This is a genomic window from Ruegeria sp. CDSA077, from assembly GCF_059612265.1.
In genome coordinates this window covers 122,776-138,186 of sequence record NZ_JBXWQG010000008.1, presented here as the reverse complement: position 1 = coordinate 138,186, position 15,411 = coordinate 122,776, and the positions used below count along the sequence as shown (strand labels likewise).

General features: G+C 51.2%; 16 protein-coding genes and 1 tRNA gene. 3 read left to right on the top strand and 14 right to left on the bottom strand.

Going from position 1 to position 15,411, the window contains the following annotated elements:
- Window position 1: 1 nt before the first annotated feature.
- From AC2FLE_RS15575 to AC2FLE_RS15530, 10 genes are all read right to left on the bottom strand, one after another.
- Complete coding sequence (locus AC2FLE_RS15575) at window positions 2-1,531, bottom strand: ABC transporter transmembrane domain-containing protein (RefSeq protein ID WP_496698137.1); 1,530 nt, start codon at window positions 1,529-1,531, stop codon at window positions 2-4.
- Entirely contained in the window at window positions 1,528-2,592 is a 1,065-nt protein-coding gene (locus AC2FLE_RS15570; protein WP_496698135.1) for a hypothetical protein, read from the bottom strand. Before AC2FLE_RS15570 ends, AC2FLE_RS15575 begins: the two co-directional genes overlap by 4 nt.
- A gap of 217 nt (window positions 2,593-2,809) precedes the next feature.
- Window positions 2,810-3,238, bottom strand: coding sequence for an EF-hand domain-containing protein (locus tag AC2FLE_RS15565; RefSeq protein ID WP_496698133.1), 429 nt, complete (start codon window positions 3,236-3,238; stop codon window positions 2,810-2,812).
- Window positions 3,239-4,023: 785 nt separating this feature from the next.
- Entirely contained in the window at window positions 4,024-4,257 is a 234-nt protein-coding gene (locus AC2FLE_RS15560) for a hypothetical protein (protein ID WP_496698131.1), read from the bottom strand.
- A 271-nt stretch (window positions 4,258-4,528) separates the two neighbouring features.
- On the bottom strand, window positions 4,529-4,861 hold the full coding sequence (locus tag AC2FLE_RS15555) for a hypothetical protein (protein ID WP_496698130.1): 333 nt from the start codon (window positions 4,859-4,861) through the stop codon (window positions 4,529-4,531).
- Between the two features lie 190 nt (window positions 4,862-5,051).
- A complete protein-coding gene (locus AC2FLE_RS15550) occupies window positions 5,052-5,258 on the bottom strand; it encodes a hypothetical protein (protein ID WP_496698129.1) in 207 nt (68 codons plus the stop codon).
- An 11-nt stretch (window positions 5,259-5,269) separates the two neighbouring features.
- Complete coding sequence (locus AC2FLE_RS15545) at window positions 5,270-5,830, bottom strand: hypothetical protein (protein WP_496698128.1); 561 nt, start codon at window positions 5,828-5,830, stop codon at window positions 5,270-5,272.
- Window positions 5,805-6,332, bottom strand: coding sequence for a hypothetical protein (locus AC2FLE_RS15540; protein ID WP_496698127.1), 528 nt, complete (start codon window positions 6,330-6,332; stop codon window positions 5,805-5,807). The genes AC2FLE_RS15545 and AC2FLE_RS15540 overlap by 26 nt, the downstream gene beginning before the upstream one ends.
- Complete coding sequence (locus AC2FLE_RS15535) at window positions 6,281-6,772, bottom strand: site-specific integrase (protein WP_496698125.1); 492 nt, start codon at window positions 6,770-6,772, stop codon at window positions 6,281-6,283. Before AC2FLE_RS15535 ends, AC2FLE_RS15540 begins: the two co-directional genes overlap by 52 nt.
- Window positions 6,773-6,913: 141 nt before the next feature.
- Window positions 6,914-6,999 (bottom strand) — tRNA-Leu (locus AC2FLE_RS15530).
- 360 nt (window positions 7,000-7,359) lie between these two features.
- Between AC2FLE_RS15530 and AC2FLE_RS15525 the strand changes: the two genes are divergently transcribed.
- From AC2FLE_RS15525 to AC2FLE_RS15515, 3 genes are all read left to right on the top strand, one after another.
- Entirely contained in the window at window positions 7,360-8,709 is a 1,350-nt protein-coding gene (locus AC2FLE_RS15525; RefSeq protein WP_496698123.1) for a tyrosine-type recombinase/integrase, read from the top strand.
- A gap of 604 nt (window positions 8,710-9,313) precedes the next feature.
- The gene (locus AC2FLE_RS15520) at window positions 9,314-10,210 is read left to right on the top strand and encodes a hypothetical protein (protein ID WP_496698122.1); all 897 of its coding nucleotides are present in this window, start codon (window positions 9,314-9,316) and stop codon (window positions 10,208-10,210) included.
- A 2-nt stretch (window positions 10,211-10,212) separates the two neighbouring features.
- Window positions 10,213-10,740 (top strand): hypothetical protein, encoded by a 528-nt coding sequence (locus AC2FLE_RS15515; protein WP_496698120.1) that lies wholly within the window; start codon window positions 10,213-10,215, stop codon window positions 10,738-10,740.
- Window positions 10,741-10,793: 53 nt separating this feature from the next.
- On the opposite strand, the gene AC2FLE_RS15510 is transcribed toward AC2FLE_RS15515, so the two are convergent.
- The 4 genes from AC2FLE_RS15510 to AC2FLE_RS15495 all read right to left on the bottom strand — a co-directional run bounded on the left by AC2FLE_RS15510 (window position 10,794) and on the right by AC2FLE_RS15495 (window position 14,916).
- The gene (locus AC2FLE_RS15510) at window positions 10,794-11,894 is read right to left on the bottom strand and encodes a hypothetical protein (protein WP_496698118.1); all 1,101 of its coding nucleotides are present in this window, start codon (window positions 11,892-11,894) and stop codon (window positions 10,794-10,796) included.
- A gap of 785 nt (window positions 11,895-12,679) precedes the next feature.
- Window positions 12,680-13,360 carry a recombinase family protein gene (locus AC2FLE_RS15505; protein ID WP_496698117.1) on the bottom strand — a complete coding sequence of 227 codons (681 nt, stop codon included), beginning with the start codon at window positions 13,358-13,360 and terminating at the stop codon, window positions 12,680-12,682.
- Between the two features lie 278 nt (window positions 13,361-13,638).
- Window positions 13,639-14,412, bottom strand: coding sequence for a DUF8758 domain-containing protein (locus tag AC2FLE_RS15500; protein WP_496698115.1), 774 nt, complete (start codon window positions 14,410-14,412; stop codon window positions 13,639-13,641).
- Window positions 14,413-14,415: 3 nt separating this feature from the next.
- The gene (locus AC2FLE_RS15495) at window positions 14,416-14,916 is read right to left on the bottom strand and encodes a DUF488 domain-containing protein (RefSeq protein WP_496698114.1); all 501 of its coding nucleotides are present in this window, start codon (window positions 14,914-14,916) and stop codon (window positions 14,416-14,418) included.
- Window positions 14,917-15,411 lie beyond the last annotated feature (495 nt).

Genomic DNA, 15,411 nt, shown 5'->3' with positions numbered 1-15,411 from the left:
ATCAAATAACCCTTGCATTTTGTTCTAAACTAAGCGGGATGGCGTCTTCGGCCAAAATGATGGTGGCCGACGAAAACTCCTGCAGAGTTTCGAGCAATTCGACCCTGTGATGCCAGCATGACATCCACCTGACTGACGCGATGATGACGACGTCAGCTTTGCCGAGAACAGCGCGCACGAGATCCAATTGCAGGGTCTGGAGCGGCAAAAGACCTTTACCGTTCTCCGCCAACCGTTGATCTAGGCCGCGGGGCGCCGCGAGGAGATTGGATAGCCCAAAAACCCGCATAACCGTTGCTATCCTCAGATCGCTCGGTCGTCTCCGACAGCTCAGCGTTGCGGATCGGCGCAAACTTCCCTGAAGCCCAACATGGTTGTCTCCGATAAAGGCGATTTTCGGGATACTAACTCCCCCACCATAACAGACATCAATGCCATCGTTTGCGTCTAGCCCGGCGATGATACGCGCGAGGCTGTTTGCATGTATATCTGTTAATTTGGAAACTGATCCCGGCGGGGCCACAAATAAGATAGGCTCCTGATCGAGCTCTCCGGCCACCTTGATGGTAATCGGATCGTTTTGGTTTGTTGCAGATCTGGTCACTTCTGGTTCCGAAAGCAGCTTCTCGGCTTTTTCACGGGCGACCCTCCACGCGCAATATTGGTCCCACGCCTCAGCCAGATTTTGTAACGGAAGGGCAATCAATGCCAATACCGACAGGCAAGCTGCAACTGTCGACGGAGCAATGGCGTACCGACTGGCCTGCCAAAGCATCAGCAGAGCGGTTAACGCCACACCCAGCTGCAAGACCGCCTGCAGGCTGGTTGTTCTACCGCGACGTGCCAGCGCATCACTGCGCAAACATGCGCCCTGTTTGTCAAGCTTGCGCAGTTCACGGTCGGTTCGCCCCATCAGGTCTAATTCAGGTGCGATAGAAATGCGTTCAATCATGGAAATAGCAATGTTGGCTCGATTTCGACGAAGTTTTTGATGGCGCCGAACGAGATGCCAGGCCAGCAACCCCATTGCGACCAGTGCAACACTCAGCGAGGCGATACCATTGATCGCAAGCATAGGGTCGAGAAAATAGAGAATGGATACCGCGCCAGGGATCACAATCATTGCAGACCATGCATCCGGTAGTCCGCGACCGAACCAAAGTCGCGCTGCAGATAAGTCACCGACAAACCTTAGGGACAACGCTCCAACTCGGCGTTTTTCATGTCGGGACTTTGGAAGTCGCGCAATCTGTCGATAAAGCGTCCGGCGCAGTGAAATTGTGTAACTCTGGCCAAGCGCTTCTGCCCGATATCGTGAAAAGAAGAGACATGCTGCTGCAACGGTACCGGAGACCCCCAGTTGCAAGACAGTATTTGTTGCAAGTACATCCCCGGCGTGAAGTGCCGCAAAAGCATCTCGTGTAGCAAACGCTGCGAGAGCAAGCGCAATAGCCTGCACGATTCCACAGGATACCACGAGGACCGCATCAATGATGCGGTCCCTTGTGGCCAGTCTTGGGAGGGGGTTCATGCGGCCACATCTTCGCGGTCGCGTCGCATCAACGGTGCAACATGTTGGGCGATAATCGCTGGCGACCAAAGATCTTCGCGTGTTAAAATTGGGCGGCAGGTTACTTCTGCAGCTTCAGCAGCAGCCAACGGGGAACAACTGACCTTTCCGGATACCGCAAATGGGCTGAGACCCACATTATTTAGAACGGTTACACCGCCCAACGCACTCAGCGCGTCCGGCGCAGCGAATAAAATGCCGTCCAATCGATCCCGAATGCGTGAGGATTGTAAGATTGCCCGTGTTTCCTGCTGGAAGACGCCATCAGCGATCTCGACAACCACGACTTCGGCACCGCGCGACGCTGCAGTTGCAACCAGTGTATCAAATCCGGATTCGATCGCTTCAAATGGCATTCGATACGTGGTCGCCATTCCGACGTCAGTGAAATCAAGAGCTGGCGCGCCCCCATCTTCGAAACTGTTGAAGTCACCAAAGGCCCCGGTTCCGGTGGCTTTGACACCGGCGACGGTATATCCAGAGCGCATCAACCCATGGCCAAGGCTTGATGCGGCTGTAGTTTTTCCTGAATTCATTGAGGCTCCAAAAACACCAATGACCGTTACGCGCTCGTTGGTCGGCATCGATGGTAACGCATAATCTGCCAAGTTGATCACCTGACCCTTGGCATTGGTCAAAAGGCCGATTGGCTTTAACCGTGTTGGATCATCCATGCAATCATGCGCGGCGTCTACGCGACCTGCGACGCCGCCACCGGCAACGAGATCGATAAGATCATCATCAATCACCGCGCTGGCAAGAAATTGGTCTGGTGCGTATCGGTCACCCAAGCATAGAACAACGTAATCGCCTGGGTAACTGACAGAGGCGCGACGTTCCGCTAATTGGATTTTCTTGTGATGACCAATCTCGGCGATCTCACAGAGGATAAGATCCCCTGCCTTTGCAGTATCCAACTGCGCGGAAAGTCCATGTACATCAGACCGGTCAACTCTGCGGGTTGTAAACGCCCATTTTGCGATTTCGCAGGCAATATGCGAGGTTTGGGGAAACTGTGTCATGCATTGCTCCGTAACTGGCTGTTCAGTGAAATCGTTTTGCCAAAGTGATGTGAGAACATTTGCAAAGTGGAATGAAGGATTGGCATGCAAACGAATGAACGGCAAATGAACACTTTTCAGGGTCCTCGTTTCTGTCTCAAAGCAATCTGATGCTAGTTCGATCTCCGGTTTGTCCTTGCGGACAGTCACTTAGAGTGCGCAAACGAACGGTTTTCGGTCAGTCATCATCGTTCCGATCGTCGCCACGGTCATCGTCTCCATCCCGCTCACTAGCCCCTTCGTTGTTAGATCCGCGATCATCTTGACCTTTAGTTCGATCTCCACGACCGCCGCGGTCACCAGTGCTACCTATCTTGTTTTTTGTTCCCCACCGTAACTCAAGGATCGTGATGCGATTGTCTCGGTTGCGATCAATGTCTTCAAGAAGCCGCCGCGCACCAACTTCTCCAAAGGCGGCGGACAGCTCATTCAAGCTCAAGACACCGTCAGTATTCGTATCAACAGACCTGAAACTAGCAGTCTGCGCCGCTGCTTTATTGAATTGACTGTCGCCAACCAGAAAAGTGAAAGCCAATAAAACGGCGCAGGTTAGGTAGCAAAAAATTCTCAACTTGCGTTGGGCTGACCTACTTCCAGTCTTTGTCACAGACGATCCCCTGCTCGTCGGTTGTTTCTGTGAACCAACGGTATTTAATTTCAGTAGGACAATATGGCTCGCAGAGATGAAAATGGCATATATAGAATGTGAACATTGGATGAACGGTGTTTCCATGCGAAAAGATGGCTTGGCTTTATTGTTTGGAAGCCTCTCGGTATCAGGTCCGGATACTAGAGACTCAGGAACTGAAAATGCGGTGTTTTCAGTCTCCTACCAGAGAAAATCGGAGTGCAGGTGCTGGGCTATTGCCGCCTTTGGTCCTCACGGAATAACCTTCTTGGCCTCTTAATCTTGGTTTGGTCCATCAATCAGTACTCGAAGCCAACAACGTGGGTTCGTTTCAAACAGATCAAAAGGACTTCGATAATCTTGCAATTTACATAACTCAATCAGAGGCTTTCTCCACAGAAAGAAATCCACTGTTTCTGTCAGATTGAAGGTTTGATCTTATCCAACAACCGTTCAGTTTTACATCACCACCGAAGGCCTACTTCCCGCCAGAGATGTTTTTCGCCGCGATCACAAAGCGTACAAAGCGGTCATTCGAGCGGAAAATACCAGGGGCATGTTTGTCCCGCTCCTTTCCAGTTTCGGCGGCTCGCGGCGAAAGATCAGTTTCGGATCGGCGCCTGGCGAGGGATTTCAACGACCGCACTGGCGACAGGGGCTGCACCGCGGCGAAAAGACCGCTGCGCAAGCGAGGAAATGCTGCATAAGCAATAGCCGCACCTGCAAAAGGCGGCTTCGTCCGCAGAGCCGACATCAGGCGCTCCCTATTGTGAACGTTTGAGGGCGGGCGGTTGCGGGCTTGCTTCGGCATCATGACGCCATTTTTGAAGCTCAACCTCTATCCACTCTCTGATGTCTTCGTTGGCAGGCGGCAATACATCCAACAATCCTTTCAATACATCTCGTGCGCCGTGCTGGTAACCCGCGCGATACTGCTCTTCTGGGTCATTGCGGACTTGATCAATCCCTTTTGGCCTCTTGAATTTTCTTCCGGACATATCCAGCTCCTATTTGTGGACTCTCAAAAAATTGCTGCGAAACTCAAACCATACGGGCGGATCTTTTCAACGCAGTTCATCTCGTAGTACAAATACCCACACACAACACCTGCTATTAGGCCAGTACAAACAGCTGCGAATGCGAGACGCCTTTGTCCGTATTTCGCCAAGGCTAGAGACCCGAGCAAGCCAGCGAATGCTATCGTCCAGCCTTGCCAATCAAAGAACGTGGATTGAAGGCACTCTTCATACGTCATTCGGCCTTGGCTCCTCATTGTGAACTCTGCCTCAGGTACTCATTAACCTCTGCAGCAGTGATTTCGCACAGCGACTCTACTGGATCGCGTTTAAGCTTTGCAGACCGCTGGTGGACCGGCCTTGCTTTCTCCAAGAGGTCCGAGATTTTTCCCTTCAGCACCCGGTCCTGATAGTAGTAGCGGCGAGCCAAAGTGATATAGGCTCGCATGGCATCGCATGTCTTCAGGGCATCTCGCGGGTATGGCGCAAATTCCCCAGGCAGTGAAAGGACCATCGCTTGCAGATCGGCCTTCACCATCCGGTCAACGCTGGCGATCAACCAAGCATTTGCGTGAACTTGCCCCATGTCTGCCTCCTATTTGTTAATACTCAAATCTCGCAAGGTACAGAAACTGATCTTTGAAAACGATCAATATGATCAGGCACAGAACAGCTAATCCAAGAGACCGGAACAACTTGTTTACTTCCCGTCTTTCGTCGGGCTTTGCGTAGTCGTACCCCGTTAAGTACTGGATAAAGGTCCTCAAGCCGGGCTCCTATTTGTGAAGTTCCAAATTCTTGATGCACCTATCCGCTGCTGCATCATCGCCCGCCAATCTGTGCACCACGGCCCACATTGCGTTACCCGCGCGATGGTAGCGATCAACGTCTGGCATCGAAACCGAACACCAGCAAATCGCGTCGTTCACGTGATCGAGCAATTCAAGCAACTCGTCTTTGTCGACTTCGACCAACGTGGCCATGGCGCAGCCTCCTATTCGTCGTCTACAGTTTTCGCCCGTCGTTCATCCGCCATATCCAGAAGTCTCAAAGCGCTTTCGTGGATTTCGTTGGCTATTCTCAATGGCTCATCTATTGCGTCACATTGAAATGGTTCCTTGTACTCAACAAATTGGCCCTGTTTCGGATACTTTTTCCAATGCGTAAGCAACCAAAGGTCGCCTTCGCTTTGATCATACGCCAATGCCCCATGGATAATTCGATGACGAATTGGCAGGCCAACTTCCACTTCATGAACCACCTCAGACAACAACGCTAATTCCGCGTCCGGTAGGTCTCCTCTGCGCTTTCCGATGTACTTTTCAAGCGCCTTGAGAAGTTCGGAGGTATTCAAACGCAAGTCCATGAGATGTCTTTGTTGATCCGCATCGTTCTCTGAAACCTGCTGCCCACCAATGTAGTAATGCCATAGAGTGAGCTCTATGTGCGCACATAGTTGCGCGTAGCACCCAACTTTGTAGATTAAGTCTCTCGGCAACGTGCGTTCAATCGTGAGCAATCCAAATCTCCTATTCACCACTTCCAGAGATGCCATTCCAGTGGTCCGGCTTGTCCCGCTGGCCAGTTCCGACATATTTTATCACAAGGTCACGCACCCATGACGTTTTCATGTCGTGATCATCAGGCAAGCCCAGAATTTTTTTGGCCAGCTCGACAATCTCAGAGGGTTTGCGTTTCGGCTTTTCATGCCACAACCGAATGATCGCGTCCGCCTGTTCCTCGGTATAAGTGGCCACCGTGCGCGGCCTGCCAGTAAGCTGTACGGCCTCGGTCTCTACGCCACGCGCCTTGATCTTGCGGAACTCGCCAAAGTGGCGCTTGGAATTAAGCGGAAACGGATCATGTCCGACAACCTGAAATAGCAGTTTGCCGTCGCATGCTTCGTAAAGCTCTTTGTACTCCATAGCCTTCAGCAACGATGGTTGCACCATCAGCAAAGTGTCTTCCGGTCGAAGAGCCATCCCAGCCATATTGATCAACGCAGTTAGGTCGCGCGGGTATTGCAGCACCCTCTCTGCCCCTGCCGTGCGAAGCATGGCCTCTTGGCCAACGGGTTTTGCGCTATAAGACCCCACTCTTTGCGCGCCGTATTCATCACGGTGGACATGAGCTGCATTTCCCGAATTACACTGGCGGGCGCAACTTCACGCAGACGACGATCACGCCAGTCAGCAAAGTCCTTCGGCGCAACGTTTCCGAGAGTAACTTTTGCGATCTTGTCGCGCTTCAGCTTCTCCAATCGTATTGTTTCCCATCGCGCGCCTCGCTTCTTGGGTGATTCCTCACGTGCATAGCGGTCGAACAGTTCGCCAACCGTCATCTTGGCCGCTACTTTTTCGCTATTCAAAATCAAGTATTCCTGCCGTGCAGCCCAATCCTTGGCTTCTTGCCGAGTTGGCCAAACCTTCGATTTACGCACACCTTTACGCGCGATCTCGACTCTGTATCCTGATTTCAGCTTTCGAATTGAGGCCATTGATTACGCACCATGCTGAAAATATGCGTAATACATCGCGCAAAATTACGCACAATGGCAAGCACTACTTAGCGCACCAACTCGCAAAACCCTTATTTTGCAACTACTTGAATGCATCCAGATGTATATTGGGATAATCGCTGGTGCGGGCGGTGGGACTCGAACCCACACGGGCATACGCCCTTCAGATTTTAAGTCTGATATGTCTACCATTCCATCACGCCCGCACAGCGCGTTGGGCCAGTTTTTAGGCTGAAAGCACCAGTAAGGCCATAAGGCTATGAACACAATGCGTTTCGCCGATGCAACCTGCGGAAATTCAATCGCCGCCTTTGACCACCACCCCATTTACGCAGGCCATCAGAAAAAGTCCTCGGAGAAACTCTTCGTTGCGCAAAGCACCTGCGCTGTCCCAAACATTGTGACTTTAGCAAAATCAAGGAACAGAAGGAATCTTAGAGTGAAATGGTGCCCCCACACGGCGTCGAACCTACAAAAAATCCCTATATTTCATAAAGGTTTATGGTTGATATCCCTGAGGCACGGTGGCAAAACTGTCCATAAAAGTGTCCATAGGATTCGCTATTATGAACAAAGCCATTCACCGCCTGAAGGACAGCGAACTCCGCGCTTCGTTCGGCAAGAATAAGGTCCTTTCCGATGGCGGCGGACTATACTTCCAAACCACAACCGGCGGCGCAGCGTCATTCCATTATCGGTATCAGATCGCGGGCGTAAAGAGAAAGATGGGCCTTGGGCCATATCCTGCTTTAGCGCTGGCAGACGCCAGAGAGGCGCACAAATACTGGCAGCGTGTGAAGGCCACCGGACGTGACCCAATCGACGTCAGAGACGCGGAGAGAGCCGGACAGGTGAAGAAGAGCTATCGCACCGTCCGCGTGATCTTCGATGAATTCTTCGAAGGGTATAAACGCCGACTCAAAAGTGGTGGTGAAGCGGGGCGATGGTTCTCGCCCGTTAATCTGTATGTGCTCCCCAAACTAGGAAACGAGACGGTGGAGACTCTGACGCAAGAAAAGATCGTTGCGAACTTCAAGCCTATCTGGACAGAGAAGAAAGACACCGCCCGAAAGGCGTTCAACCGGTTTCGGATGGCAATGGAATACGCAAAAGCAGATGAACCATTCGATTTACAGATTGTCGCGGACGCGCTTGCGAAGTTAGGACCACAGGGTAAGCAAAAACGCGTTTCTGCGCGGACGCTGCCGTGGGCGGATTGGCCGGGTGTCTACACGAACTTGACGGATTCAAAGACGCACACGGCTTTGAAGCTGATGCTGTTAACAGTCGTTAGGACAGGTCAGATTCGCTTCATGCGCTGGGAAGACATTGACTTCAAAGAGGCGCTTTGGACGCTACCGGAAGAGAGCACGAAGACCGAGCAACCTTTCAGGGTTCCGCTACCGGTGCAGGCGGTACCATTGCTCAAACAGGCGCTAATGTGGCGGGACAAGACGGGATATGTCTTCTCTTCGCCCAAAACTAAGTCGGGTGTCCCATCTGAGAATGCATTCACGCAGTATTTCAAGAAAAAGGGCATCCTCGCCACGGGTCACGGGATCAGGTCAGCCTGCACTGACTTCCTTGTCGAGACTGAAATATGCGACATTCAACTCGCCGAAATGGCATTGGCGCACCAGACCAAGAAGGCGGTTACGGCAGCATACTTTCGCAGCGACATGCTAAAGAAGCGGCGGGCTGTTATGCAGGTTTGGGCTGACCATATCTGCCAAGAAGAGCGTATTACGCTCATCAATCTCCAACATGTACGCGAAACTCAGCAATATCTGCGCGCGGTTGAGGTATCCGCCGCCGCTGACGCGGCGAGCTTGGAATTTCTTGGCCCAGAAGGATTGCATGAAAGCTGGTTCCGGGAAGGCTTGGAAAAGGCTGATACCTTTGACGATGTGACCTAGCTAAGCTCATTGAAAGAAAAACAGACTCCCAGTGACTTGGTAGGGACTGCGTTAGCTCGGGGGTAGTCCCATCGAGAAGACTCGAAACTCGAATTATTCCACCGAACAAATTTTCTACTAACAGTTTCATTGGGTTATGGTCACTCGAAAATTCGGCATTTCGATTTTGTGCAAAGCGTGTGCAAGGTTTGTGCAAAGAATCGCCCTAATAGAAAGCCCTAATGTTCCGTATTTGTTCTTGACTGCGGGTGTGGTCTGCGCTGTAATCTCATCAGGCAGGTTCATCATGGAGGAATGTCATGTCAGGCAAGAACTATAGAAGCGCTAAAACCGGGCAGTTTGTAACGCCCAAACAAGCGAAATCGCGACCCGCGACCACGTTGGGCGAAGCGCGCGGAGGTGGGTCTACGGGCAGTGCTAGAAGCGCGAAGAGCGGAAAGTTTGTGTCAAGCAAGTATGCAAAGTCGCACCCTGCTACTACCGTAAGGGAAAAGTGAACGGAGATCGCGAAGAGCCAGATGATTTCTTGAGGTCAACCCGTTTAGGTTGACGTTCCCGTATTGTTGGAGCAAGTGTTCAATGTATTTATTTCGAGGAAACGACATTGGACAACAGCATAGGCCTTCACGTCTACGCGATTACTTTGCATAAGAAACGCGTGCCAAAGAAAATCCGGCTGGACACTTCTGGGGATGGCGCAAGGCTCGCGAAATTCAGCCCAAATTTTATCACCCATCACCAAACGCCTATCGACCCCACTTCTGGCATTGCTCGCGCTTGGTACCTTGATTCATCGCCCTCGAATGGCCAAACTTTTGATGGCAGGATAATGTATGGAAATACTGGATACACTGCTGATATTGTGGATCGGAATAGTCGGGTTACGCAATATACGCGAAAAGTTACCGATATGGAGGTCATTCCTCTCTACTATCGGCTGTGGGTTCCTCAAAAAGGGGATTATGCGCTGCTCGGTTTGCAGACTTTTGGACAGCGGTCGTGCGTCGGGCGTTTTCAATCGGCTCTTGAATCTACGTTTCGCCAAACCAACGATGGCTTTCGCGTGATATTTACTCCTGTGGCCCCAGTTCAGCTAGCTTCATATAAGACAGCAGAAGTTAAGCGGCTAAACTTGATTAAGCATGACTACTCAAGTGATGCTGCCGAAAATCAATTGGGAACAACCGACGAATTGATTGACCTAAACGTAGCGTTCAGCGCTAAACGCCGTTCTAATCTCGGCATATTGGGGAGCTTCACAGATCGAATAAAATCCAGTGGTGAAAAAGATGTACTGAGCTACAAAAATACGAATTTTGACGAAGCTACAGCAGAGGTAATGATTGGAGGGAAGCGCCGCAAAGTGGTCCTTATCGGAATGAGTCAGAATACTGGCAAATTTGATCTTACCGATGATGTTCAATGTGTGAACGGCATTCCAATACTTAATTCAATCGGCTTGGAAGTGAAGAATATCTTCAATGATATTGTTGCGGGGTAAGAATGCTTAAAATCAACGTCTTCATAATTTTGAAAGATCACCTTTCAACATTGTATGATGACAGAACTGGTAAGTTTTCTTGGTTTGACTTCGCACTTTTCTACGTTCTGCCTATTGCTCTTTCCGCACTATATTTCTTGCACCCATTTCGTCTTCCAGATGGCATTGAAACCGCTCTAATTGCGATTTTCTCTGTATTTGGGGCACTCCTTTTCAGTGCGCAGATTGCGCTCTACGGACTGTCCCCGAAAAACCCAAAAATCACCGGCGACGAGACAAGCGATGCATTAGAAGAGGCTAGATTTACACGAGAAAAGAAATTTTTCTCAGATGTGAACTTCAATGTTTCCTACTTAATCTTATTGTCGTGCGCGTCCTTGGTTGCATTTCTGACATTGATGATTGTCAATGCATCGATGGAAGTTGAGGGCGCTGTTATTGCATGGGTTGTATCGCATTTTTTTCTAACTTTGATCATGTTGGTGAAGCGTACCCATATAGCCTTTGCAAGTAAATATTCCGACGGGTGATCCAACTTCTTAAACCGTGGTCGATATGTCGAGGAATTACGGTGGAGAATCCCCTACGGATCTATAATCTCAAGGGAAATCACATCTTCGTCCGTGATGTGCATCATTGCGGTATCGTTCCCAGACGCCTTTGCAGCCTTGTGTAGTAGGTCAGTGCATCGGGCATAGTGATGGTGCAGCACGTCAAACAAATCCTGCTTCGCATTGCCGTTCACATCCAGCGGGCGGAAGTAGCGGTACAATCCGGCTTCTTTCTGCGTAGGAGTCACCCAACCCCATCTTTCGTTGGATTTGGACCCGTAAGGGCGTTTGTGCACTAATTCGTTTCTGATGGAGGTCACTTCCTTCATCCAGCCAGAAACTGCGAACTTGCCGGGTTTCTCAGGATGCACAGCAATATCACCACTTGTAATCAAGAGGTCCAACAAGGAGTCGTTCGGCATATTTGCCTGTTGGAGTTTCCCGACGAGGCGTGCCATCGAGTCAATTTTGGTATGATCGAAGCCGATCCGCTGGGCGATTAACGCACCAAGGTAATCACGTGTAGCTCCAAGATGCAGGTAGAACGAGTGAACGTGAGCATATAGCGTCTGCGACAGAGTGTTGGCAGACCTTTGACCATCGACGTTTCCAGCGGTCATATGGTTTACAAGTTGCTCGTGGTAGTGCTCCGCAATCTGCTCCACGCTGATATCCATACTCCGCAAACTCAGACTGATATACCTCGCGAGAGCTTCCACCGGCTCTTGATCGTCCATAGTTTTCGTAATTTCTTCTTCCGCGGGCCGTTCAACGGACGCGAAAAACTCTTTTGTACGGGGGCGGGCAATATTGCCCGCAATGTGGCTCCAAAGCTCTGCGGGACCTTCTGAGTGGTTGGCCTTTTCAGGAATAATCGGTGCCCACGCCGAATGGTATACGCCATCCATCCAACTCATACGCTGGAACGCGATTGCACGGAACCCATTCTGTGTTGTGAGTGTTTGAAGTTGCGCCATCGTCAAAGGGCCTGTTGCACAGGCTTTTCCGTTGATAAAGACTGGTTCAATTCTCCAAACATCTTCGGCGACGTTGGCAGCACGGAAACCGCCCGAAAAATGTAGGTAAAAACCTGATCCGTCCGTTTGGCGCGGAAGTTCAATAACCTGATTCAACTAATTCTCCAACTAAAGTAATCTAATTGAATCAAGCTTATATCAAGGGACGGGTTCCAGCCAGTAGGGCGAGCGCCGAAAGGTCCATAGGAATGCTGGCGTCAAGGGCCGTTCTTGCGACGAATGCGGGAAGCTGTTCTCCGGTCCAATGAGCGTATAGCCACCTGCATCAAGGCCTTGTCGTCACAGTCGCGGGCAAGTGAAAATGTGCCGCTTCTTTCTTTGGCGTGAATGAAGGTTTCAGACGGCAACGCACCAGAATATCGTCCAGTCGATATCCGCCATCTGGCCTCAACATCCATTTTGTGTGGAAAAGTGGGCTGGGTGTTCTTCTCGCCCACACACGTGAAGAAACACCCAGCCGAAGTTGGCAACATCGAAGGGAGGAGAACCCCGTTTCGAATGCCTCAATTTAACACAATGGGTCGCAAATCCCTAAAAAGTGGGCCAAAACGGGTCAACTTAACATGTGAACTAAATTTCGGGAAAAATTGAAAATTATTGAGGCCATATCGCGATGCGAACGACGCATGAGCCGGAAGCCGTGGGACCCCTATTTGTGAACCGGGGTGCAATCCGTTGTTGTAAACAATTTTTGGCGAGGACTCCTAGGGTATGTGCGTGGTCGCTGGTCCGAGTCATGGGGTATACAGGTACCCCCGAGGCGGGTCCCCATTTTTCTTTTATTTACAATATGTTAGGATGCGTTGCGGTGTTGCGCGGTCAACGGAATTTGTCACCGATTTCAAGCCGCTAACGCGGCGGTGCAGCAGTCCTACGTGGTGTTAAGCCCCTTTGGCCAATCGCTTGCGTAGATTGGAAACACTGGACGGGTGCCACCGTCCACCACGTGCGGTCCTGATGCCTCGTTTGTTCAGTTCAATTGCCTGTTGATTCAGGGTTCTGAAACCGTTGGCTTCTAGGTCTTCCAGAACTTCTGCTAGGTCGTTGGCGCGTACAGTAGCGCGGTTTTTCATGACCTGTACAGATGCCGTGTTTCCCTTACCAGCACGGCGCAGAGCGGCTGCTCCATTGGGATTGCCAAGTTTGGTTCCCTTGGCCTTTGTCGCCTGCAATGCAGCCTTAATGCGCGCGCTGATCGCCTCAGCTTCGGTCTGAGCAACCAGTGCAAGAACACCTATGGTCAGCGGCGTTGCGTGAGGGTTGTCACAGCAGACAAAATCAACGCCGGACTCTTGTAAACTAAGGAGAAAAGCAGCCGAACGGGACAGACGGTCAAGGCGTGCAATGACCAATGTCGCCCCTGTCACGCGCGCCAATTTCATTGCCTTGGCAAGCTCAGGACGGTCATTCCTGCGCCCAGACTCCACTTCGGTAAACGCACCGACGATATGAGCCGCGTTAGCAGTGGCATAGGCTTCAATCGCAGTGGTCTGCCCTGCAAGGCCCAGTCCAGATGCCCCCTGTCTCACTGTCGATACCCGGATATAGCTAACAACCTTCATCGGCGCGCTCCCTTTCCAAAATGGCCTATCAAATGACACGCCATTTTGTATCAGCGTAGAGCATGATTCGCGAGTCTTTTCAATATATTAGATGGAAGTTGATTGTTTTCGGGTGGATGTTTTCGACCGCTTGGACGGTTAATTTTCGAGCAACAGCGATGCCCCTAAATGGGTTTGCACCAGAGATGTCGAGGGCGACCGGAAGGGGTTTTCAAAGGTGTTGAGACTCAGCCCGAATACAACAAGGGAAACCGATCATCAAAATGTCCGGAATGACGTCAGATCAGGCTGGCCTGCGCTGAACGGTCCACCCGGATCACGCCAGACAGAAGCCACTTGTTGAATTTGGTCACGCGGTGCGTTCCCATAGCAAAGGCGACACCGCGTTCGGGCATATCCTGCCCCCACTTTTCGCGCATCATGCGCAAGGTATCGCCTTCGCCATACTGGTCGCGCCACTTGAAGAATGTGCGCTCTGTTTCCCAGTCGATACACGTATGGGTCAGGGTTTTGCCTTCATGTTGGAAGCGATAGTGAAACGAATACGGGGCAACATCGGGTGTCAGGACAGTGCTATCGCCTGAGAACATATCTGTCTGACTCAGAAGCGTGTCGCGGCGTCTTTGGTTCTTTGTCTTTGCTGCATCGCTCAGCGGGCGAATGATGAATTCTGGGTTTTCGGGGCGAATGAGGGCAAATGATCTGCCTTTGGCCTTCTCTTCCGCGAGGCTTTCAACGATTGCGCGCCGCGCGAATTCATGCCGCTCCGATTTCTTGACCTCACGGACCTTCACGAGGGACTCGTGATCTACGCGCTTGCTTTCGGAGCGCGTATCTTTGGGAGCTGCGCTGCGCCAACGTGTGCGGATGATGTCCCAGCGGTTGAAGCGCTGAGCATTGTTCAGAAGCTTGAATGGCATCGGGTAGAGCCGATGCCAATTCCCGTAGATGTCGATACCGGCAACACAGACGGTTTCGCCGTGAGTCTGCCCCGTTTCCGGGGCAGCTTTCACGATTACGCAGACTTCTACAGGGTCTTGCCAGTCGCTCAAGGATCAATTCACGGCGATATGTTCGATGGGCGCACCGACAATCGCAGACAAACGCTCCGCGACAATTTTGCGGTGACAGCCTTCATGGTGGCGCTCAAAGCAGGTCAGGCAGACCCGCTTGCCCTTCACGGCATCAGCAAGTTCGGTCAGGGCCGCCTGTGCGCCTTCGCCTTCCATGTGTTGCGTGAAAATCTCTACGAACAGGGCGTGGTTGCCAGCACGCGCAGCCTCTCTTCCGGGCTTGGGGTCGCCTAAGGCCTTGACATGAAGGTAGTCTATACCGGCTTCTTTGACAGCAGCGTTGAGTCCTTTCTTCGAGAAACCCTTCTTGCGCGACAAAGGTAGTTCCCTCACATCTACTAGTACCTCAATTTCTGCATCGGCCAAGCGGCTGACGAAATCGTCAATGGTGGATTTCTCGTAGCCTATTGTAAATATTTGTTCTTCTGTCTGTATGCTCTCAGCCATTTTTGGCACCTCCATTTTTACAGCGATAGTAGCCAAGATGTGACTCTTGTCCATCTCATCGATGGAGGTGCGTCAATAAGATGTGGAGTTGGGCAGGAATGTTACGGGCGACGTTGCGCTGGTACCTATGGCGCTCTCTAATATGCTCCGTGAAAAAAGAGCCGCGATCAACGGAACCGCTAACGCGGGGGTGTGTGGTAGGTGGTAGGTTTTCTGGTGTCTCATCGCCCAGAGCACTATTTTTTTCGATTCCACCGCGAAGGTAGGTGTAGAGGGTCGAAACCGTCTTAATTCCCGAAAAATAAAATATCTCATGAAAATCTATCAAGAAAACCTACCACCTACCACAGAGTCATCTGTAAAGGGCCTAAAACCCCTTTAAAACATGAGGTAAATGTCTGCGGTAAGGTGTGTGGTAAGTATGTGGTAGGGCTGAGCCACCCGTCACCACACATTTCTCGCAATGAGAGCGGAGACGGGAAATCGGAACCTGCCACATACTTACCACAGCCCGACAACAAAGCGCTGACG